The sequence below is a fragment of the Sphingomonas folli genome, from assembly GCF_019429525.1.
GTDB lineage: Bacteria > Pseudomonadota > Alphaproteobacteria > Sphingomonadales > Sphingomonadaceae > Sphingomonas > Sphingomonas folii.
On record NZ_JAHXZL010000002.1, the window covers coordinates 301,787 to 322,449 of the forward strand.

Annotated in this window: 22 protein-coding genes and 1 tRNA gene; 9 read left to right on the plus strand and 14 right to left on the minus strand. The window is 71.5% G+C overall.

Going from position 1 to position 20,663, the window contains the following annotated elements:
* Window positions 1-116 precede the first annotated feature (116 nt).
* Window positions 117-365 carry a KTSC domain-containing protein gene (locus KZ813_RS03980; protein WP_219753665.1) on the plus strand — a complete coding sequence of 83 codons (249 nt, stop codon included), beginning with the start codon at window positions 117-119 and terminating at the stop codon, window positions 363-365.
* 3 nt (window positions 366-368) lie between these two features.
* Here the strand turns inward: KZ813_RS03980 and lepA are convergent, their stop codons facing one another.
* The 3 genes from lepA to pnuC all read right to left on the minus strand — a co-directional run bounded on the left by lepA (window position 369) and on the right by pnuC (window position 3,337).
* Window positions 369-2,180 (minus strand): translation elongation factor 4, encoded by a 1,812-nt coding sequence (gene lepA / locus KZ813_RS03985; RefSeq protein WP_219753666.1) that lies wholly within the window; start codon window positions 2,178-2,180, stop codon window positions 369-371.
* Window positions 2,181-2,243: 63 nt separating this feature from the next.
* Window positions 2,244-2,759, minus strand: coding sequence for an AAA family ATPase (locus KZ813_RS03990; RefSeq protein WP_219753667.1), 516 nt, complete (start codon window positions 2,757-2,759; stop codon window positions 2,244-2,246).
* Window positions 2,756-3,337: a nicotinamide riboside transporter PnuC gene (pnuC, locus tag KZ813_RS03995; RefSeq protein ID WP_219753668.1), complete on the minus strand. Its 582-nt coding sequence runs from the start codon at window positions 3,335-3,337 to the stop codon at window positions 2,756-2,758. The genes KZ813_RS03990 and pnuC overlap by 4 nt, the downstream gene beginning before the upstream one ends.
* A 158-nt stretch (window positions 3,338-3,495) precedes the next feature.
* On the opposite strand from pnuC, the gene KZ813_RS04000 reads away from it, so the two are divergent.
* The 4 genes from KZ813_RS04000 (at window position 3,496) to KZ813_RS04010 (ending at window position 5,619) form a co-directional block, all read left to right on the plus strand.
* A tRNA-Pro gene (locus KZ813_RS04000) sits at window positions 3,496-3,572 on the plus strand.
* 118 nt (window positions 3,573-3,690) lie between these two features.
* Window positions 3,691-3,825, plus strand: a complete 135-nt coding sequence (locus KZ813_RS20020) for a hypothetical protein (protein ID WP_258046384.1) — start codon at window positions 3,691-3,693, stop codon at window positions 3,823-3,825.
* A gap of 230 nt (window positions 3,826-4,055) precedes the next feature.
* A complete protein-coding gene (locus tag KZ813_RS04005) occupies window positions 4,056-4,193 on the plus strand; it encodes a hypothetical protein (protein ID WP_219753669.1) in 138 nt (45 codons plus the stop codon).
* A gap of 304 nt (window positions 4,194-4,497) precedes the next feature.
* Window positions 4,498-5,619 carry an NADH:flavin oxidoreductase/NADH oxidase gene (locus KZ813_RS04010; protein ID WP_219753670.1) on the plus strand — a complete coding sequence of 374 codons (1,122 nt, stop codon included), beginning with the start codon at window positions 4,498-4,500 and terminating at the stop codon, window positions 5,617-5,619.
* 189 nt (window positions 5,620-5,808) lie between these two features.
* On the opposite strand, the gene KZ813_RS04015 is transcribed toward KZ813_RS04010, so the two are convergent.
* The 8 genes from KZ813_RS04015 to KZ813_RS04050 all read right to left on the minus strand — a co-directional run bounded on the left by KZ813_RS04015 (window position 5,809) and on the right by KZ813_RS04050 (window position 12,634).
* A complete protein-coding gene (locus KZ813_RS04015; protein ID WP_258046385.1) occupies window positions 5,809-6,813 on the minus strand; it encodes a Gfo/Idh/MocA family protein in 1,005 nt (334 codons plus the stop codon).
* Window positions 6,806-7,750 (minus strand): MDR/zinc-dependent alcohol dehydrogenase-like family protein, encoded by a 945-nt coding sequence (locus tag KZ813_RS04020; RefSeq protein WP_308461774.1) that lies wholly within the window; start codon window positions 7,748-7,750, stop codon window positions 6,806-6,808. The genes KZ813_RS04015 and KZ813_RS04020 overlap by 8 nt, the downstream gene beginning before the upstream one ends.
* Window positions 7,751-7,773: 23 nt before the next feature.
* The gene (locus KZ813_RS04025; RefSeq protein ID WP_219753671.1) at window positions 7,774-8,697 is read right to left on the minus strand and encodes a glycosyl hydrolase; all 924 of its coding nucleotides are present in this window, start codon (window positions 8,695-8,697) and stop codon (window positions 7,774-7,776) included.
* Between the two features lie 30 nt (window positions 8,698-8,727).
* The gene (locus KZ813_RS04030; RefSeq protein ID WP_219753672.1) at window positions 8,728-9,516 is read right to left on the minus strand and encodes a TIGR04290 family methyltransferase; all 789 of its coding nucleotides are present in this window, start codon (window positions 9,514-9,516) and stop codon (window positions 8,728-8,730) included.
* Window positions 9,517-9,572: 56 nt separating this feature from the next.
* Window positions 9,573-10,754, minus strand: coding sequence for a tetratricopeptide repeat protein (locus tag KZ813_RS04035; protein ID WP_219753673.1), 1,182 nt, complete (start codon window positions 10,752-10,754; stop codon window positions 9,573-9,575).
* Window positions 10,751-11,113, minus strand: coding sequence for a hypothetical protein (locus KZ813_RS04040; protein ID WP_258046386.1), 363 nt, complete (start codon window positions 11,111-11,113; stop codon window positions 10,751-10,753). Before KZ813_RS04040 ends, KZ813_RS04035 begins: the two co-directional genes overlap by 4 nt.
* 17 nt (window positions 11,114-11,130) lie before the next feature.
* A complete protein-coding gene (locus KZ813_RS04045) occupies window positions 11,131-11,841 on the minus strand; it encodes an AAA family ATPase (protein ID WP_219753675.1) in 711 nt (236 codons plus the stop codon).
* Between the two features lie 130 nt (window positions 11,842-11,971).
* Entirely contained in the window at window positions 11,972-12,634 is a 663-nt protein-coding gene (locus tag KZ813_RS04050) for an epoxyqueuosine reductase QueH (protein ID WP_219753676.1), read from the minus strand.
* Window positions 12,635-12,705: 71 nt separating this feature from the next.
* On the opposite strand from KZ813_RS04050, the gene dinB reads away from it, so the two are divergent.
* Window positions 12,706-13,782, plus strand: coding sequence for a DNA polymerase IV (dinB, locus tag KZ813_RS04055; protein ID WP_308461775.1), 1,077 nt, complete (start codon window positions 12,706-12,708; stop codon window positions 13,780-13,782).
* Window positions 13,783-13,972: 190 nt separating this feature from the next.
* Window positions 13,973-14,782 carry a shikimate 5-dehydrogenase gene (locus KZ813_RS04060; protein ID WP_219753677.1) on the plus strand — a complete coding sequence of 270 codons (810 nt, stop codon included), beginning with the start codon at window positions 13,973-13,975 and terminating at the stop codon, window positions 14,780-14,782.
* A gap of 81 nt (window positions 14,783-14,863) precedes the next feature.
* Here KZ813_RS04060 and KZ813_RS04065 read toward each other — a convergent pair whose 3' ends face one another.
* On the minus strand, window positions 14,864-15,778 hold the full coding sequence (locus KZ813_RS04065; protein WP_219753678.1) for an ROK family protein: 915 nt from the start codon (window positions 15,776-15,778) through the stop codon (window positions 14,864-14,866).
* Complete coding sequence (locus tag KZ813_RS04070) at window positions 15,779-16,222, minus strand: MarR family winged helix-turn-helix transcriptional regulator (RefSeq protein ID WP_219753679.1); 444 nt, start codon at window positions 16,220-16,222, stop codon at window positions 15,779-15,781. It lies immediately after the preceding gene.
* A gap of 135 nt (window positions 16,223-16,357) precedes the next feature.
* Between KZ813_RS04070 and KZ813_RS04075 the strand changes: the two genes are divergently transcribed.
* Both KZ813_RS04075 and KZ813_RS04080 read left to right on the plus strand, forming a co-directional pair.
* A complete protein-coding gene (locus KZ813_RS04075; protein ID WP_219753680.1) occupies window positions 16,358-17,266 on the plus strand; it encodes an alpha/beta fold hydrolase in 909 nt (302 codons plus the stop codon).
* Between the two features lie 43 nt (window positions 17,267-17,309).
* Window positions 17,310-18,515 (plus strand): winged helix-turn-helix domain-containing protein, encoded by a 1,206-nt coding sequence (locus KZ813_RS04080; protein ID WP_219753681.1) that lies wholly within the window; start codon window positions 17,310-17,312, stop codon window positions 18,513-18,515.
* 323 nt (window positions 18,516-18,838) lie between these two features.
* On the opposite strand, the gene glmS is transcribed toward KZ813_RS04080, so the two are convergent.
* On the minus strand, window positions 18,839-20,662 hold the full coding sequence (gene glmS / locus KZ813_RS04085) for a glutamine--fructose-6-phosphate transaminase (isomerizing) (protein WP_219753682.1): 1,824 nt from the start codon (window positions 20,660-20,662) through the stop codon (window positions 18,839-18,841).
* Window position 20,663 lies beyond the last annotated feature (1 nt).

Consider the following 20,663-nt stretch of genomic DNA (forward strand, 5'->3'; position numbering starts at 1 on the left):
ACGGTGCCATCGCACCGTATCCGCGCGGATACAATAAGCGGACTCGCGCCGCCGCGGCTCGGATTCGATTCGTCGCGCTCGCGGGAACGCCGGGGGGCGACCAGCGCTGACGGATCATGCGCGCGCATCGCCCCGCCTCGTCGCTGATCGAGCATCTCGCCTACGACGATGAGGCGCGCACGCTGCACGTCACCTTCCGCGCCGGGCGACGCTACCGGTACAGCGAGGTCCCGCGCGCGACCTATGACGCGCTGGTCGCCGCGCCGTCCGCCGGTCGTTATTTCAACGCGGAGGTGCGCGATCGCTTCGACGGCGCGCCCGCGGACGGACGGCGGCGCTACCCGCTTGACGGGCGCGCCGCCTGACGGTCAGTTCTCGTCGCCCATCCGCAGCGCCGCGATGAAGGCCTCCTGGGGGATGCTGACGCTGCCGTACTCGCGCATCTTCAGCTTACCCTTCTTCTGCTTCTCCAGCAGCTTGCGCTTACGCGTCGCGTCGCCGCCGTAGCATTTGGCGGTGACGTCCTTGCGCATCGCGCTGATCGTCTCGCGTGCGATCACCTTGCCGCCGATCGCCGCCTGGATCGGGATCTTGAAGAGATGCCGCGGGATCAGCTCCTTGAGTCGCTCGCACATGCCGCGCCCGCGCACCTCGGCGGTGCCGCGGTGGACGATCATGCTGAGCGCGTCGACCGGCTCCTCGTTGACCAGGATCGACATCTTGACGAGGTCGCCCTCGCGGTACCCGATCTGGTGATAGTCGAAGCTGGCATAGCCCTTCGACAGCGACTTGAGCCGGTCGTAGAAGTCGAACACCACCTCGTTGAGCGGCAGCTCGTAGGTCGCCTGCGCGCGCCCGCCGACATAGGTCAGGTTCTTCTGGATGCCGCGGCGGTCCTGGCACAGCTTCAGGATCGAGCCGAGATACTCGTCGGGGACGTAGATCACCGCCTCGATCCACGGCTCGCTGATGCTCTCGATCTTGTTGGGATCGGGCATGTCCGCCGGGTTGTGAAGCTCGATGTGCCCGCCGCCGTGGGACAGCTCGATCTGATAGACCACCGAGGGTGCGGTGGTGATCAGGTCGAGGTCATACTCGCGGGTGAGCCGCTCCTGGATGATCTCGAGGTGCAGCAGCCCGAGGAAGCCGCAGCGGAAGCCGAAGCCGAGCGCGGCGCTGGTCTCCATCTCGAAGCTGAACGAGGCGTCGTTGAGCCGCAGCTTCGAGATGCTCTCGCGCAATTTCTCGAAGTCGTTGGCGTCGACGGGGAACAGCCCGCAGAAGACGACCGGCTGGACCTCCTTGAAGCCCGGCAGCGCCTCGGCCGCGGGGCGTTTGGCGTCGGTCAGCGTGTCGCCGACCCGCGCCATGGCGACGTCCTTGATCTGCGCGGTGATGAAGCCGATCTCGCCGGGGCCGAGGTCGGTCAGCTGCTCGATCTTGGGGCGAAAGCAGCCGACGCGGTCGACCAGATGCTGCGTCCCGGCCTGCATGAAGGTGACCTGCTGGCCCTTCCTGAGCGTACCGTCGATCACGCGCACCAGGATGACCACGCCGAGGTACGGATCGTACCAGCTGTCGACCAGCATCGCCTTGAGCGGCGCGTCGGCGTCGCCCTTGGGCGGCGGGATCTTGCGCACGATCGCCTCGAGGATGTCGGCGATGCCGATCCCCGACTTGGCGCTGGCGAGCACCGCCTCGGAGGCGTCGAGGCCGATCACGTCCTCGATCTCCCGGCGCACCTGCTCGGGCTCGGCGGCGGGCAGGTCGATCTTGTTGATCACGGGCACGATCTCATGGTCGTGCTCGATCGACTGATAGACGTTGGCGAGCGTCTGCGCCTCGACGCCCTGCGCCGCGTCCACGACCAGCAGCGCGCCCTCGCAGGCGGCGAGGCTGCGGCTGACCTCATAGGCGAAGTCGACGTGGCCGGGCGTGTCCATCAGGTTCAGCGTGTACGTCTCGCCGTCCTGCGCCTTGTAGGAGAGGCGCACGGTCTGCGCCTTGATCGTGATGCCGCGCTCCTTCTCGATCTCCATGTTGTCGAGCACCTGCTCGCTCATCTCGCGGTCCGAGAGGCCGCCGGTGGCCTGGATCAGGCGGTCGGCGAGGGTCGACTTGCCGTGGTCGATATGGGCGATGATCGAGAAATTGCGGATCGTGTCGAGGGGGGTGGCCATGATCCGCGGGTGCCTAGCGCAGCGTGACCGGCCGCGCCAGCCATTCGGCGGGCGTGACCCGTCTCACGCCGCGGCGTGGATGGCGTCGAGCGCGTTGAGATAGCGGCGGCTACCCTCGCCGCTCACCAGCGCCCAGCGCACCCCGCGGCGCTCCAGCTCGCGCCGCGACAGGTCGAAGAAGCGCTGCCGCGCCGCGCGATTGCCGAACAGCCGCGTGCCGTCGGGCTGCCAGGGCAGGTCGATGTCGAACAGCAGATACAGGTCGGCGACGTTGTTCCAGCGCGCGAACCAGGGATCGCGGCGGCCGAACATCATATCGGCCCATACCGCGCTCATCAGCGGATCGGTGTCGAGGATCACGGGGTGCGCGCCCGAGTCGACCGCCTTGCGCGCCTTCATGTCCTGCGTGTGCGCGATCACCACCAGATCGGCCATCGTGAGGTCGGTGCCGTAGCGCTCGCAATAGGTCCGCCCGAACTCGGCGACGCTCACCGAGTCGAACTGGCGGGCGAGCCGCGGCGCCATCGTCGACTTGCCCGTGCTCTCGGGCCCGTGGAGGCAGATCGTGCGCAGCGTCACGCCGGCACCGCCAGCGCCGGCGCGGCCGCGCGGGCGCGTCGCCACTCGACCAGCCCGATCACCGCGAGCGCGAGATACACCAGGTAGAGCGCGGCGAAGAGATACAGCTGCTTGGCGAGGTAGAGCGGCACCGAGGCGATATCGACCGCGATCCACAGCCACCAATTCTCGAGCTTGCGCCGCGCCATGAGCAGCTGCGCCGCGACGCTGGCGGCGGCGATGCCCGCGTCCCACCAGGGATAGGCCGCGTCGGTGAGCCAGTGCATCGCGGCGCCCCACAGCAGCGCCGCGATGACGATCGCGGCCGCCCAGCCGCGCCGCGCCGACGGGCCGAGCCGCTCCACCCTGACCTCGCCGAGGGAACGGCGCGCGCGCTGCCATGTCGCCCAGCCGTAGAGGTTAGCGACGACGAAGAAGGCCTGGAGCAAGGCGTCGGAGTAGAGCCGCTGCGCGAACACCACCGCGCCGAGCAGCGTCACCGAGCCGATCGCGGTCGGGAAGGTCCACACGCTGCGCCGCGCCGCGAGCGCGACACAGGCGATACCCAGCAGCGTGGCGACCCACTCGATCAGCGACATGATGCCGCTCTTTCCACGCCCGCGCGGCGCCGCCAAGGGGGGTTGCGCGGGGGCCCGTCCAGCAATCGTCACGGGCGCGCGAATAGCCGCTTGCGCACGATCGAACCGCTGATATAAGCCGCGCCCTGTCGCCGGCTCTGGCCGGACGGCACCCTGGTCGGGGAATAGCTCAGCCTGGTAGAGCACTGTGTTCGGGACGCAGGGGCCGGAGGTTCGAATCCTCTTTCCCCGACCAATCATCCTCCGCGCGAGGTCAGCCAAAATCCAGGTCGATGGTGGGGCGAGGCCCCGCGCGATGTCGCGCGACCTTCCCGCGCGCGGCGCGTTGTCGTCGTTCCCGCAGGAGGACGACCATGGACGACCGCGACCCCGCCGAGGCGCCACCGAGCGACGTGAGAGAGACCCGTGCCGATCCGGACGGCGCGCCCGCCGCCGTACCGCTCGAGCACACTCCCGACGTACAGGAAGCCGAGGCACACCCGAGCTGAGCGTCGGCGTTCCTTCCCGTGCGTCTCGTCCCATCGCCTGAAGTACGCGTACTCCCAGGGACGCGGCGATCCAGGCCCATTCCAGCGCAGCGCCGTGACCTAGATCCCTGCGTGCGCCGAGGCACATCGGCCCCGCTCCACTTCCGTGAACGCCGGGAACAAAGCGGGATTGCCCCGGTTCTGGCTCCCATGACGAGCGACAGATGTCCTGTCCCGTTGTGAGGTTAGTCATGAAGAGCACGACCCTGAGCCTGTTCCGCACCAAGCCCGCCGCGAGCGCGACCAAGCGCGTCAACGACGACCCCCGCGCGGGGCTCACCCCGGTCGAGGCGGCGATGCTGGAGCGGACGGGGCACGGGCGCGCCTGAGCAACGCTTTCCCATCAGACAACCGCGGCCGCGCCACCGATCAGGTGGCGCGGCCGTGTCGCGTCAGGCGAAAGCGCGCGCGGGGCGACTCCGCATCCGCCAGCAGGTGCGTGCCACCGCCATGAGCGTGAAGCCGAAACCGATGGCATAGCCGGCAGCGATGATCATCCCGCGATCCTCCGTCATGTCCGAGTGCGTCGACACAGTTAATCTCACGTCAGGGTAAATTTTCTCTCTCCGCCGCGCGCGGCACCGACGGGCGCCTGATGCGTATCCCTGACCTACCCCTATCGAGGAACGTCGCGTGAGCGGACCCAAGCTATTCGAGCCTCTCCAGGTCGGCGGCGTGTCGCTGGCCAACCGGATCGTCATCGCGCCGATGTGCCAATATTCGGCCGAGGACGGGTGCATGACAGACTGGCACCTGATCCATCTCGGCCAGCTCGCGCTCTCCGGCGCGGCGCTGCTGACGATCGAGGCCACCGCGGTCGAGCCCGAGGGGCGCATCACCTACGCCGACGTCGGCTTGTGGGACGACGCCACCGAGGCGGCGATGGCGCGCGTGCTCGAGTCGGTGCGCCGCCACTCGGACATGCCGATCGCGATCCAGCTCGCCCACGCTGGGCGCAAGGCGTCGACCGACCTGCCGTGGAAGGGCGGCAAGCAGCTCGCACCCGGTCACGCCGACGGATGGCAGACGCTCGCCCCCTCGCCGCTCGCCTTCGCCGAGGGGGAGAACCCGCCCGCGGCGCTCGACCGCGACGGGCTGGCGCGGGTGCGCGACGCCTTCGCCGCCGCGGCGCGGCGCGCGGCGCGGCTCGGGATCGACGCGGTGCAGCTGCATGGCGCGCACGGCTACCTGCTGCACCAGTTCCTGTCGCCGCTGTCGAACCGGCGCGACGACGATTATGGTGGCAGCCTCGAGAACCGGCTGCGCTTCCCGCTCGAGGTGTTCGACGCGGTGCGCGGCGCCTTCCCCGCGGATCGCGCGGTGACGATGCGGGTGTCGGGCAGCGACTGGGTCGAGGGCGGCTGGGACGCGGAGCAGACGATCGCCTTCGCCGAGGCGCTGGAGGCGCGCGGCTGCGCCGCGATCCACGTCTCGAGCGGCGGGCTCGACCCGCGCCAGGACATTCCGGTCGGCCCTAGCTACCAGGTGCCGCTGGCGCGCGCGGTGAAGCAGGCGGTGTCGATCCCCGTGGTCGCGGTCGGCCTGATCACCGACTATGAGCAGGCCGAGGCGATCGTGGGCACGGGCGACGCCGACCTGATCGCGCTGGCACGGACGATCCTCTACGACCCGCGCTGGCCGTGGCACGCGGCGGCGCATCTGGGTGGGCGGGTGAAGGCGCCCGACCAATATCTGCGCTCGCAGCCGCGGCAATATCGCTCGCTGTTCGAGGTCGAGGGCAGCGCGGAGAGCTGAGGCGCGTGCCTCATCTCACCTCGTCGTCCGCGCGAGACGGGATCCTCACGCGACCACCTCGGTGAGGGGGCCGGTACGTCAGCCCTGATGGCTCCCGGCCTGCCCGAGAGGGCGGGATGACGACGGCGTGGAGCGTCTCGTCCTGGCTAATGTCGAGCAGGACAGCGGCGCCCCCTTCCCGCCCCGCTGTCAGGCACGCTCCCGCGCCCGCGCGTAGATCGAGTCGAGCAGCGCGGCGGTGCGCACGAACCGCTCCGCGCTCTCGTCGAAGCGCGCGCCCGCGGCGAGCCGCTCGGCCCAGTCGACCGCGGCGCGGCCGCCCCAGTCGTCCGGCGGGAGCGCCAGGGTCTCGCGCGCGGTGCCGCGGAAATGCTCGGCGGTGAAGTCGTAGAACGACCCGCCGACGTTGCGCAGCGCCGCGCCGCCCTCGGCGCCGTAGAAGGCCGCCTCGATCACCGCGTCCTGCCCGGCGTGCAGCCGCCAGGAACAGGCCAGGCGCAGCGTCACGCCGTCACCCAGCCGCACCGTGGCGACCGCGTAATCCTCGACCGAACCCTCGCCCAGCGCCGCGCCACCCGCGTAGAGCGCGGCGTCGGTCACCTCGGCCGCGGGGAAGTCGGTGAGCCACAGCGCGAGGTCGGCGAGGTGGATGCCGAGGTCCATCACGCAGCCGCCGCCCGACTGGGCGCGATCGTAGAACCAGGGCTTGTCCGGGCCATAGGCATTGTGGAAGGTGAGATCGATCGCGAACAGCCGGCCGAGCGCGTCGCGCGCGAGCAGCTCGCCGATCTGTCGGACGCCTTCCGTGAAACGGTACGATAGGTCGAGCCCGAGCAGCCGGTCGGCCGCGCGCGCCGCCGCGACGACCGCGGCCGCCTCGCCCGCGTCGCGCCCCAGCGGCTTCTGGCAGAACACCGCCGCGCGCGCCTCGAGCGCCTGGATCGACTGAGCGGCATGGAGCGCGCTGGGGGTCGCGATCACCACCCCGTCCAGCCCGAGCGCGAGCAGCGCCTCGGGCGACTCGGCGGCGCGCAGCCCGGGGGCGAGCGCGAGCGCCTCGCGGAGGTTGTCGGCGCCGGGCTCGCAGACCGCGACCGGCTCGACACAGCCGCTCGCGATCATCGCCGCCATGCGGTGGCGGCCGATCCAGCCCGCACCGAGGAAGCCGACGCGCGGCTTGGCCGCCCTACCCAAGATCGATCACCGCCTTGACGAAGCCGTGCGGCTTGTCGCGCGTCGCCGCGATCGCGGCGTCGAGCTCACCGAGCGGGTAATGGTGCGTCAGCAGCGGCGCGAGATCGATCCGACCGCCCGCCACCGCCTCGACCGCCTGCTCCAGCCCACGAAGGTTGACGCGCGGGTCGCGCTCATGCGCGTTGATCACGTCGATGCCCTTCCAGTTCCAGTCCTGCATGTTGACCTGACGCGGGCCGTCCTGGTGATAGCCCGCCACCACCAGTCGCCCGCCGAAGCCGGTGATCGCCGAGGCGAGATCGAGCGGCCATTGCTTGCCGACCGCCTCGATCACGCGCTCACACAGCGCCTCGCCGGTGAGCCGCTTGACCCGCTCGATGATCGCCCAGTGATCGTCCATCGCGATCGTCTCGGCCGCGCCGTAGCGGGTCGCCAGTGCGAGCGACTCGGGCCGCCGCGAGATCGCGATCACCCGCGCGCCCGCCTCGCTCGCCAGCCGGGTGAGGACGGCGCCGAGGAAACCGATGCCGACGATCGCGACGGTCTGACCAGGCTCGATCGCGCTGCGGCGGAAGATGTTCATCGCGCAGGCGAGCGGCTCGCCTGGGAAGGCGCGACCGTCGAGCGCGGCGGGCAGCTTCACCAGCTGGTCGACCCGAGTCACGTCATAGCCCGCGAAGCTGTTGGTCGACAGCATCGTGACGCGGTCGCCCGGTGCCACCGCGGTGACGCCCGCGCCGACCGCGTCGACCACGCCCCAACCCTCGTGGCCCATGCCGCCGGGCCCGCCGGGATAGGTCGACCAGGGCTGCCCCTCCCACGGCTCGACGTTCGAGGCGCAGACGCCGCAACCCTCGAGCCGCACCCGCACCTCGTCGGCGCCGGGCTCCGGCACCGGCGCGGTCTCGAGCTCCATCCGCCGCGGCGCAACCAGCACCGCGGCCGTCATCGTCGCTGGACTCACGCGAGCGCCGCCACCGTGGGGAGCGCGCTCCGCGCGGGGGCGTAGCGGTCGATCATCCAGGCGCAGAAATCCGCGAAGGCCTGGGGGTCGCGCGCCGCCGAGGTGTGGTGCGGCTGGATGCCGAGATGCTCGGGCGTGAAGCAGAAGGTGACCGTGACGTCGAAGTCGGCGAGCGCCTCCATCTGGCGGTCGAACCAGTCGATCGCGTCCGGCCGGAAGCTGTCCGCCCAGGAGAGACCGGTGCGCAGCTTGCGCGTGCCGAGCCGCTTCATCCACGCCACCGCGTCGTCGAGCCGCGGGTCCTGATAATGGAACCACTGCATCAGCCCCATCTCGCTCGCCACCTTGGCATAGCTGTCGAGCGAGGGCTTGGGCGTGCCGTCGGCGCGGATCAGCCCCATGTAGAAATGGCGGTAATAGCTCGATCCCTCGGCCTCGCGGTGGCGCGTGGTGGCGCCCCATTCCTGCGGCAGGTCGAACAGCGAGTACCAGTAGATCCGGGGCACGCGCCCGATCAGCAGCTCGGCGGTCTTCTCGACGCCGAACACCTGCACCTCCTCCGCGCCGAAGGAGCCGACGCCGACCTCGGTGACCCACACCGGCTTGTCGGTGACCGCCTCGATCTCGGCGACCTTGGCGGGCCAGTCGTGGATCGACCACAGGTTCCAGTCGAGCGGGAAGCCGTGCACCGCGAGCACGTCGACCGCGTCGAGGCAGCCGTGCGCCTCGAGCCGCCGCACCCACAGCGGGTCGATCGGCGACATCCCGCCGAGCACGCGGGTCACGTCGGGGTTGACCGAGGCGATCGCCGCGCCGGCGCGTGAGACCGTGTCGGCGAACTTGCTCCAGTCGGGGTCGACCTCCGGGTCCCAATGCGATTTGTTGTTGGGCTCGTTCCAGATCATCGCGGCTTCGATCACGCGCTCATTCCCCTCACGCTCGTGGCTTCCTCAGGCTCGTGGCTGGGCCGGATAGACGGCGGCGGGCCCATGCTGCGTATAGGGCACGTCGGCGACGCGGCAGAGATAGACGTCGTCCTGCGGGTGCGCCAGCACCGCGAACCCCGAGGCGCGCAGCATCGCCTCCGAGCCGGCGCGGTTGGGTGCCCACCAGTTCGTCCAGTCGCCCGCGAACTTGCGCTCGATGAAGTGCATCTTCGGATAGGCCGGATCGTCGAAATAGGGGGGCGGCGTGTAGGTGCCGGGCAGGAAGAAGGGATGGTCCTCGGGCACGTCGCTCAACCCGGTCGAGCCCTGCTGCATCGTCTGGAACAGCATCAGGTCGCGCGCGACATGCTCGCGGATGAGGTCGAGCGCGAGCAGAGGGTGGCGAAGGTGGTAGAGCACGCCCATGAAGATCACGAGGTCGAAGCGCTCGCCCAGCGCGGCCACGTCATAGACCGACAGCTGCCGGAACTCGACGCTGTCGCCGAAGCCGAGCGTCTCGGTGGCGAGCCGCGCCTGCGCGAGATAGCGTTCGTCCCAGTCGATCCCGACGACGCGCGCCGCCCCGCGACGCTTCATCTCGACCGAGTAGAAACCGGCGTTGCAGCCGATGTCGAGGACCGACTTGCCGGTGAGATCGTCGGGCACGCAGCTGGCGAAGGCGGCGAACTTCTCGCGCGGATAGTCGCCGAGGAAGTGATCGGGGGCGGTGGTCAACCCGTCGCCGAGATCGATGTTGTGAAACCATGGCGCGAGCGCGTCGACCCGCTCGCGCAGCCCCTCGGCAGATGGCATCCGATCCCCTTCGCCCCGTTCGTTACGCCAACGAACGATTAGAGAAGGCGTTCCATCTACTTAGCCGCGAGACGCAGGCCTGCTCGCCACGGCGCCGGGCGATCCCCCGCGGCCAGCCGCACGAAGCAGCGACCGCCGCGCGCGCGATAGCCGCGGCACAGCTGGATCGCGTCGCCGCGCGCCACGCCGCCGACCGAGAGTCGATACAGAGTCGTGCTCCTGTCCGCCGGTATGCCGGTGGGGCGGAGCCGGCCGAGCATGGGCCAGCGCCGCAGCGCGCCGCGCCAACCGTCGCGCGCCACCGCGGCATTCTCATAGGCGCCGAGCTGGATGACATAGCCGACGGGTGTCAGCGGCCTCGGACGAGTCGCCGCGGCGCGCGCCGGGGCCGGCTCGGCGACGGGCGGTACCGGTCGCGACACCAGCGGCGGTGCCGCGGGCGGGACGATCTGCGACACGAAAGCGGGCGGCGGCGGGGCGTCGACCGCGACCGCGGCGGCCGCCGGCGCCACGAGCGCGAGCGCGATCGGCAGCCCGGGGTCGCTCGTCGGCGTGATGCCGAGCAGCGCGGCGACCTGGTCCGACGCCGCGCGCGGCTGCGCCAGTGCCGCCCAGGCGGCGAGCCGGCGGTCGACCGCGTCGGCGGGCAGGTCATAGGCGGCCAGCGCGCGCGCCTGCGGCCACTGGCCCGCGAGCGCTAGGGTGAAGGCGAGGTTCTGCCGCGTCTTGGCGTCCGCCTGCGGGCCGCGCGCGGCGGGCATCAGCACCTGGAGCGCGCCCGGCAGGTCGCCGGCGAGCGCGAGCGCCAGCCCGCGATCGGCCGCGGCGATGCCTTCGGCATGCGCGTCGAGCGTGGCGCGCGCGCGGTCCCACCGGCCGAGCGCGACCTGCGCCAGCGCGAGGTCGAGCGCGGCGGCATGGTCGTCGTGGCGCAGCGTCAGCGCGTCCTCGAACGAGCGCGCCGCCGAGGCGAACCGCCCGGCGCGCAGATAGGCGATCCCGAGCAGCCGGCGGTGCTCGCCGTCCGCGGGCGCGTCCGCGACCGCGACCTCGCTCTCGCGCACCGCGCGATCCCAGCGGCGCTTGGCGAGCGCCGCGCGCGCGCGCCCGGCGTGGCGCGCGGCGTCCGCGGCGCGCGCGCTGCCGTCGCTCGTCGCAGCGGCGGGCACGACGACCTCGGCGAGGCCCGCGCCCAGCAGCACGAGGCTGAGCGCGCCGATCACCGCGACGCGCCTCACGCCGCGTCCGCCGCGTAGCGGTCGAGCGCCTCGGTCAGCAGCACCTGCGCCGAGACGCCCCGCGCCGCCGCGGCCTGGCGCAGCCACCCGTGCCGCGCCCCGTCGAGCCGGAGCGTGAAGGCGACGCGCTTGCCCGGCGCCAGCGCGACCGCACGCGGCGCAGCCGCCGGCCCCAGCTCCGCGGCGAGCCGCTCGCGCGCGGCGAGCACCGGCGGCAGCGCGGCGGGCGTCCCCTCCCCCATGTCGTTCCAGCCCAGATCGTCGCCCGCGCTCGCCAGCGCGGCGAGCGTGTCGGCGCGACGCATCGCGGGACGCGCCTGACCCTTGCGCGCGAGCAATCCGGCGCTGAGCGCGGCCATCGGCTTCGTCCCGAACATCAGGCCACCACGCGACGGCCGAAGCCCGCCCCCTGCGGCCGCGTCGGCGTCGTGCCCGGCTTGGGCGCGGCGAAGACGGTGCGGCGGAAGTTCTTCTCCAGCCGATCGGAGACATAGCTCCACAGCTCGGCGATCTCCGCGGCGGAACGGCCCCTGGGATCGACCTCCATCACGGTGCGCCCATCGATCATCGAGGCGGCGAAGTCGGTGCGCTGGTGCACCGTGATCGGCGCCACCGTGCCGTGCTGCGACAGCGCGATCGCGGCGTCCGAGGTGATCCGCGCCTTCGGCGTCGCGGCGTTGACGACGAACAGCAGCGGCTTGCCCGAGCGCTCGCACAGGTCGACGGTGGCGCCGACCGCGCGCAGGTCGTGCGGGCTCGGGCGCGTCGGGATCACGATCAGCTCGGCGACCTGGACGACGCTCTGGATCGCCATGGTGATGGCCGGCGGCGTGTCGATCACCGCCAGCTTGAAGCCCTGCGCGCGCAGCGCCTCCAGGTCGGCGGCGAGGCGCGACACGCTGGTCTGGGCGAAAGCGGGGAACTCGTCCTGCCGCTCGTTCCACCAGTCCGCGAGCGAGCCCTGCGGGTCGATGTCGATCAGCACCACCGGCCCGGCGCCGGCGAGCTGCGCCTGCACCGCCAGATGCCCCGAGAGCGTGGTCTTGCCCGATCCGCCCTTCTGCGATGCCATCGCGAGTACGCGCATGTCGCCGCCGTGTCCCCCGTTGTTCCGTCGCCGGGCATGCCAGCACGGGATGGATGAAGCGTTAATGATGGTCGCGAACTAGTCGGAGGGCGGCACTTATTCCTCCCCGCCATGCGGGGAGGATCGTCGATCATCCCTTCGGCTCGTCGCCGTAATAGAGCTCGCCGATGCGGATCTCCTCGCGTCCCTGCGAGACGCGGTGCGCGTTGGTGTCGCGCAGCGAGTAGACGCAGCCGCAATATTCCTGCTGGTAGAAATGCTCGCGCTTGCTGATCTCGATCATCCGCGCCGCGCCGCCGCCCTTGCGCCAGTTGAAGGTCCAGTAACTGACCCCGGGGTAATGCGCCGCCGCGCGCTCGCCGCAGTCGTTGATCTGCGCCATGTTCTTCCAGCGCGAGATGCCGAGCGACGAGGTGATGACCGGGAAGCCGTGCTCGTGCGCGTACAGCGCGGTGCGCTCGAAGCGCATGTCGAAGCACATCGTGCAGCGGATCCCGCGCTCGGGCTCCTGCTCCATCCCGCGCGCGCGCTTGAACCAATTGGCGGTGTCATAGTCGGCGTCGACGAAGGGCACGCCGTGGGTCTCGGCGAAGCGGATATTCTCCTCCTTACGGAGCAGATATTCCTCTTTGGGGTGGATGTTGGGATTGTAGAAGAAGATGGTATAGTCGATCCCGCTCGCAGTCATCGCCTCCATGACCTCACCCGAGCAGGGCGCGCAGCAGGAGTGGAGCAGTACCTTCTGCGCATCGTCCGGGGGCGTGAGGATCGGTCGCTGGAGCTCGCTGGTCATGCCGCGCCCCCTAGCCGATCGCGCCGCGAAAGTCATCGCGTCACGGCCACCTGCCACCCTATATCGCGCGCGTGACCGCGTCCGGGACCCGCAAGATCATCCATATCGACATGGACGCCTTCTACGCGTCGGTCGAGCAGCGCGACGCGCCCGAGCTGCGCGGGCGCCCGGTCGCGGTGGGCGGCGCGCGCGCGCGCGGGGTCGTGGCAGCGGCGAGCTACGAGGCGCGCGCCTTCGGGGTGCGCTCGGCGATGCCATCGGTCATCGCGCTGCGACGCTGCCCCAACCTGGTGTTCGTGCCGCCGCGCTTCGACGTCTATCGCGCGGTCAGCCAGCAGATCCACGCGATCTTCGGTGACTATACCGACCTGATCGAGCCGCTCTCGCTCGACGAGGCCTATCTCGACGTCACCGAGGACGTGCGCCGACTCGGCTCGGCGAGCGCGATCGCCGAGCAGATCCGCGCGCGCATCGCCGCCGAGACCCAGCTCACCGCCTCGGCCGGGGTGAGCTACAACAAGTTCATCGCCAAGCTCGCCTCGGACCAGAACAAGCCGGACGGACTGTGCGTGATCCCGCCGGGGCGCGGCGCGGCCTTCGTCGCCTCGCTGCCGGTGAAGCGCTTCCACGGCGTCGGGCCGGTGACCGCGGCGAAGATGGCCCGACTGGGCATCGAGACCGGCGCCGACCTGCGCGAGCGCGACATCGCGTTCCTCCGCGCGCATTTCGGCAGTTACGCCGACTATCTCCACGGCGCCGCGCGCGGGATCGACGATCGCCCGGTGCGCGCGCACCGCGAGGCCAAGTCGGTGGGCGCCGAGCGCACCTTCGAGACCAACCTGTCCGAGACGCCCGCGATCGAGGAGGCGCTCGAGCGCGTCGCCGACGCGGCCTGGGCGCGGATCGAGCGCGCGGCGGCGCGCGGCCGCACCGTCACGCTCAAGCTGCGCCGCGCCGACTTCGCGACGATCACGCGCGCTCGCTCGCTGGCCGCGCCGGTGGAGAGCCGCGCGCAGATGGTGACGATCGGGCGCGCGCTGCTGGCACCCCTGTTGCCAGTGGACGGCGGGATCAGGCTGCTAGGGCTGACGCTCTCGGGGCTGCAGCGCGACGAGGCGCCGGCACAGGCGGCGCTGCCGTTGGCCTGAGCCGTGTTCCGGCGGCCGCCGGAGCACGCCGAAGCTGAGAGGAGAGGCATCGCCGCGGCTCGGTGCGAACGACCCTCGCCGCGCCCTCCCGTCGTCGCTCGACCTGCCTTGGCCTCCTCGGACAGGACGAGTCGATTCGGCCTATGCCGCGCGCATCGGCTATCGCCGCCGCAGACGAGGAGAATCACCGATGAAGCCACCGATCGGCCCGACCACCCGCCTGTGCATGTCGCTGGCCGCGCGACCCGGCACGTTCGGCTCGCGCTTCCACAACCATCTCTACGATTCGCTCGGCCTCGACTATGTGTACAAGGCTTTCTCCACCACCGACCTGGAAGGAGCGGTGCGCGGCATCCGCGCGCTCGACATCCGCGGCTGCGCGGTATCGATGCCGTTCAAGGAGGACGTGATCCCGCTGCTCGACGGGCTGCGCGACTCCGCCGCGGCGATCGACAGCGTCAACACCATCGTCAACGACGAGGGCACGCTGCTGGGCTACAACACCGATTACAGCGCGGTGCGCGCGCTGGTCGAGCCGCTCGCGCGCGCGTGCTTCGTGCTGCGCGGCAGCGGCGGCATGGCCAAGGCGACCGCGACCGCGCTGGTCGACGCCGGCTTCACCGAGGGCGTGATCGTCGCGCGCAACGCCGCCAAGGGGCGCGCGCTGGCGGACGCGCTCGGCTGCGACTGGCGGGCCGAGGGCGAGTCGCTCCGCGCGCCGGTGCTGGTCAACGTCACCCCGTTGGGCATGACCGGCCGCGACGCCGAGGCGCTCGCCTTCACGCGCGCGCAGGTGGAGGCGGCCGAGATCGTGATCGACGTCGTCGCCAGGCCGGTCGAGACGCCGCTGCTGACGCTCGCCCGGGCGCTCGGCAAGCGCGTGGTGACCGGCGCCGAGATCGCCAAGCTCCAGGCGCTGGAGCAGTTCGTGCTCTACACCGGGGTGCGGCCGAGCGAGGCGCAGGTCGCGGCGGCGGAGGCCTACGCGCTCGCGGCGTAGAGGCGCCCCCGCGCTCCCGCGGCACGGCAAGCGCGCGGTGTCACGACAGGGACGACAGAGTGCCGCGGCCGCTACTCGGCCCTATCGCGCCACCGCCGCACCGATCCGGTCCTCCACCGCGAGCGCGCCGAGCAGTACCGCGCCGAGCGGGCCGGCGTTGCCGCCGAGCGCGGCGGGGACGATGAACGTGTCCATGTCGGTCACCTCGGGCAGCGCGACATAGCCGTTGAGGTTCGCCGCGGTCGCCGCGCGCAGCCGCGGCAGCAGCCAGGGATTGCCCACCATCACCCCGCCGCCCAGCACGATCCGGCGCGGCACGCCGGTGAGTGTCAGCGTCGCGAACAAGGTCGACAGCGCGCCCACCACGGTCTCCCACGCCGGGTGATCGGCGCCGAGGTCCTCGCCCTTGATCCCCGTCCGCGCGGCGATCGCGGGCCCCGCGGCCAGCCCCTCGACGCAGGCGCCGTGATAGGGGCAGGCGCCGACCCAGTCGTCGCCCGCGAGGCGCGGGGGGCGGATATGGCCGAACTCGGAGTGGGTCAGCCCGTCGACCGGGCGCCCGTGCGCGATCATGCCCGCGCCCACGCCGGTCCCCACGGTGACATAAGCGAGGTCGGGCAGCCCCTGCCCCGCGCCCCAGCGCGCCTCCGCCAGCGCCGCGCCGACGACGTCGCTGTGGAAACCGACCGGCACGCCGTAGCGCGCGCCCAGCCGCCGGGCGACGTCGGTGTTGGCCCAGTGCGGCTTGGGCGTCGAGGTGATCTTGCCATAGTCGCCCGAGTGCGGGTCGATCGAGACCGGGCCGAAGCTCGCCACGCCGATCGCCGCGAAGCCGCGCCATTGGTCGAGGGCCGCCTCCAGCGCGGGCAGCGTCTCATCGGGGCGGGTGGTGGGGACGCGCACTTCCTCCAGGATCGCGTCGGGACCGCGCGACAGCACCGCGATGCACTTCGTCCCGCCGAGTTCAACGCCCGCGATCAGCGGCATCTCCGCCATTCAACTCTCCTCCTGTACCGCGGCGTCGATCCGCCGCAGCATGTCCGTGAACTGCTCGAGCTCGGCCGCGGTGAAACGGCCGAAGATGCGCCGCTCCAGCGCCTTGGCCTCGGGCGCGACCTGGGCGTAGAGCGCCTCGCCCGCCGCGGTCAGCCGCAGGTGGTGCGAGCGGCGGTCGGCATCGTTGGGGCTGCGCTCGAGCAGGCCGCGGCCGGTCAGTGCGATCGCGGCGCGGCTCACCGTCACTTTGTCCATCCGGCTGCGCTCGCCGAGCTCGACCTGGGTGACGGGCGCATGCTCCGCGATCAGCGTGACGAGCCGCCACTCCGGGATCGATAGCCCGAACAGCGCGTCATAGGCGCGCGCGATGCGGTCGCTCACCCGGTTGGAGGTGACCGACAGCAGATAGGGCAGGAAGCGATCGAGGTGGAGGCGGTCGGCCATGGGATCGCTGCGCTAACACGGGACAAGGTCGAGCGGAACCGGAATGGAAATGTTGCATTCACGTGACGTTGGTATGACGTCTATAAGTAAGACTGGTAGCGACGCCACGGGAGGTGCGCGACGACGGAGTGAGCGATGACGCTGGTACGGGCGAACGGGATCGAGATCGACGTGGAAGAGAGCGGGCCGCGCGACGGGCCGGCGATCCTGCTGATCATGGGCCTGGGTGCGCAGCTGGTGCGCTGGCCGCCGGCGATGGTCGAGGCGCTCGCCGCGCTGGGCTATCGCGTCATCCGCTTCGACAACCGCGACGTGGGCCTGTCCACCAAGTTCGACCGAGAGGGCGTGCCGAGCATCGTCTGGACGGTGATGCAGAAGCAGTTCGGCCGCGTCCCCCCGGTCCCGTACACGCTCACCGACATGGCGGCCGACGCGGTCGGCGTGCTCGACGCGCTGGGCGTGGAACGCGCGCATCTCGTCGGCGCCTCGATGGGCGGGATGATCGCGCAGCTGGTCGCCGCCGGCTGGCCCGAGCGCGCCGCCTCGCTCACCTCGATCATGTCGACGACGGGTCATCCCGGCTGCTCGCGCCCGTCGATGCGCGCCACCGCCCTGCTGCTGCGCCACCCGCGCAGCGACGACATCGAGGCCATCGTCGCGCACGGCACCATGGCGGGACGCGCGGTGAGCGGGCGCTTCCCGATGGAGGACGCGATGATGGCCGAGCGGATCCGCGCCGAGACGCTGCGCAACCGCTGCCCGACCGGCTTCCTCCGGCAGATGGCGGCGATCGTCGCGGACGGTGACCGCACCGAGCGGCTGCGCGCGATCCAGGCGCCGACGCTGGTGGTCCACGGCAGCGACGATCCCCTGGTGCCGCCCGCCGGCGGGCGCGAGACGGCACGCGCGATCCCCGGCGCGCGGCTGCTCGAGATCGATGGCATGGGGCACACGCTGCCGCCGGAGCTGATCGAGCCGATCGTCGCCGCGATCCACGACCATTTCCGCGCCGGCGCGGCGCCACGGGTGGCGCGCGCGGCCTGACCACGGTTGACGCCGCGCCGCGCCGAGCGGCAAGGGCGGCGCCATGACGCTGAACCTCTCGTCGACCGAGGCGCGCCGAATCGCGCTGGCGGCGCAGGGCTTCGGGCGCCGGCTGCCGCTCAACCCCGGCGCGGCGCAGCTGCGCGCGCTCGCCGAGCGGCTCGGCCTCTTCCAGATCGACAGCGTCAACGTGCTGACCCGCGCGCATTATCTGCCCGCCTTCGCGCGGCTCGGCCATTATGACCGCGCGCTGCTCGAGCGCGACGCCTGGGGGCCAGCTCGGCACCGGCGACTGTTCGAATATTGGGCGCACGAGGCGTCGCTGCTGCCGCTCGACCTCCACCCGCTGCTGCGCTGGCGCATGGCGCGCGCCGAGCGCGGCGAGACCGGCTACCGGCGACTGCGCCGCTTCGCCGGGGAGGAGCGGCCGCAGGCGATGGCGGTGCTCGAGCGCATCGCCGCCGAGGGTCCCCTCACCGCCGCCGACTTCGAGAACGGCGCGAGCCGCAGCGGCTGGTGGGAGTGGAGCGACACCAAGCACGCGCTGGAATGGCTGTTGTGGTCGGGTCGGATCACCACCGCGACGCGGCGCGGCAGCTTCGCGCGGGTCTACGACCTGCCCGAGCGCGTGCTGCCCGCGGCGCTGCTGGCGCTGCCGACCCCCGCGCCCGACGCCGCGCAGGCCGGGCTGGTGGAGCGCGCCGCGCGCGCGCTCGGCGTCGCCACCGCGGCGGACCTGCGCGACTATTACCGGCTACGCCCGGGCGAGGGAGACCCTGCCATCGCGGCGCTGGCGGAGGCCGGCGTGCTGCTGCCGGTGCGCGTGGAGGGCTGGTCGCAGCGCGCCTGGCTCCACCGCGACGCCGCGCCGCCGCGCCGGGTGCGCGGCGCGGCGCTGCTGGCGCCGTTCGACCCGCTGGTGTGGGAGCGCGGGCGGACCGAGCGGCTGTTCGGCTTCCGCTACCGGATCGAGATCTACGTGCCCGCCGAGCGGCGGCAGCACGGCTATTACGTCCTGCCCTTCCTGCTCGACGAGGCGCTGGTGGCGCGGGTCGATCTCAAGGCAGAGCGCGCGATCGGGGTGCTGGCGGCGCGGCGGGTCACGCTGGAGCCGGGCGCGCCCGCCGACACGATGCCGCGGCTGCTCGCCGAGCTGGAGCGGATGGCGGCCTGGCTGGGGCTGGAGCGGGTCGTGCTGGGAGAGGTGGTGGACGGGGGCGAGTTGCCGGTCGCATCTTACCCCACCTAGCGTCATCCTGAGCTTGTCTCAGGATCCACCGTCCCGCGAGCGCATCAGCACCTCAGGGTGCGGCGCCGTGGGTGCCGAGACCGCCTCAGGACAACGCCGGTGGGTGGACTAGTGGCTGATCCATCTGGGGATGCTCTTGCAGACGCAGAGCCCAGAGCGTCACGCCCGCGGCCCTAAGCTCCGGCGTTCGCAGGAGCACGGATCAATGGAAGTGGATCAGACTTTAGGATGTCGCGCCGAACGCCCGCGTGCTCGTGCGCACGGGAAAGTCCAGGATCACGGCCGACCTCGCCCGGACGACGGCGTCCGCTGGAGCACCCGCCTCACTCCACCGTGACGCTCTTCGCCAGGTTGCGCGGCTGGTCGACGTCGGTGCCCTTCGCCACCGCGACGTGATAGGCGAGCAGCTGCACCGGCACCGCATAGACCAGCGGCGCGATCAGCGGGTGGACCTTGGGCATGGTGATGGTCGCGACGCAGCCCTCGCCCGCCGCCTCGACGCCGTCATAGTCGCTGATCAGCAACACCTTGCCGCCGCGCGCCTGGACCTCCTGCATGTTGCTGACGGTCTTCTCGAACAGCGGCCCCGAGGGCGCGATCACCACCACCGGCACGTGCTCGTCGATCAGCGCGATCGGGCCGTGCTTCATCTCGCCCGCGGCATAGCCCTCGGCGTGGATGTAGCTGATCTCCTTGAGCTTCAGCGCGCCCTCGAGCGCCAACGGATAGTCCGTCCCGCGGCCCAGATAGAGCACGTCGCGCGCGCCCGCGACGGTCCCCGCGATGGCCTCGATCGACTCGTCATAGGCGAGCGCGCCGTTGATCGCGGCGGGCGCCTCGGCGAGCTGGCGGACGATGTTGCGCTCCTCCGCCTCGGTCAGCCGCCCCTTGGCCTTGGCGAGGTTGGCGGCGAGCGCGGCGAGCACCGCGAGCTGGCAGGTGAAGGCCTTGGTCGAGGCGACGCCGATCTCGGGCCCGGCGTGGGTCGGCAGCAGCAGGTCGGCCTCGCGCGCCATCGTGCTGGTCGGCACGTTGACGACGACCGCGATCGTCTGCTTCTCGGCGCGCGCGTGGCGCAGCGCGGCGAGCGTGTCCGCGGTCTCGCCCGACTGGCTGATGAAGAGCGCCAGGCCGCCCTCCTCCATCACCGGCGCGCGATAGCGGAACTCGCTCGCGACATCGAGGTCGACGGGTACGCGCGCGAACTGCTCGAACCAATATTTGGCGACCATCCCCGCGTAGAAGCTGGTGCCGCACGCCACGATCGTGACGCGACGGATGCCGGACAGGTCGAAGTCGGGGATCGGCAGCACGATCCGCCCCTCGAAGCGCTGCAGGTAGCTGCGCAGCGTCTGGGCGACCACGATCGGCTGCTCGTAGATCTCCTTCTGCATGAAGTGCCGGTGATTGCCCTTGTCGATCAGCGCGCCGGTCACGCCCGAGATCGTCACCGGCCGCTCGACCGGGTTGTTCTCGCGGTCATAGACCTGCGCGCCGTCGCGCGTGCAGACCACCCAGTCGCCCTCGTCGAGATAGGCGATGCGCTGGGTCAGCGGCGCCAGCGCGAGCGCGTCCGAGCCGAGATAGGTCTCGCCGTCGCCGTGGCCGACCACCAGCGGCGAGCCGAGCCGCGCGCCGATCAGCAGCTCGGGGTGGCTGCGGAACAGGATCGCCAGCGCGAACGCGCCGTGGAGCCGCGGCAGCACCTCGCGCACCGCCTGCTCGGGCGCGGCGCCGGCCTCGACCTTCTCGCTGATGAGGTGCGCGACCACCTCGGTGTCGGTCTCGCTGGTGAAGACACGGCCGCGCGCGATCAGTTCGTCGCGCAGCGCCTTGAAATTCTCGATGATGCCGTTGTGCACCACCGCCACCTCGTCGGTGGCGTGCGGGTGCGCGTTGTTGGTGGTCGGGCCGCCGTGCGTCGCCCAGCGCGTGTGCGCGATCCCGGTATGGCCGGGCAGCGGCTCGGCGGCGAGTGCGCGCTGGAGGTTGATCAGCTTGCCCGAGGCGCGCCGACGCGCGATCGCGCCGTCGACCACCGTGGCGATGCCGGCCGAGTCATAGCCGCGATATTCGAGCCGCTTGAGCCCGTCGAGCAGGCGATCCGCCACGTCGTCGTGGCCGAGGATACCGACGATACCGCACATG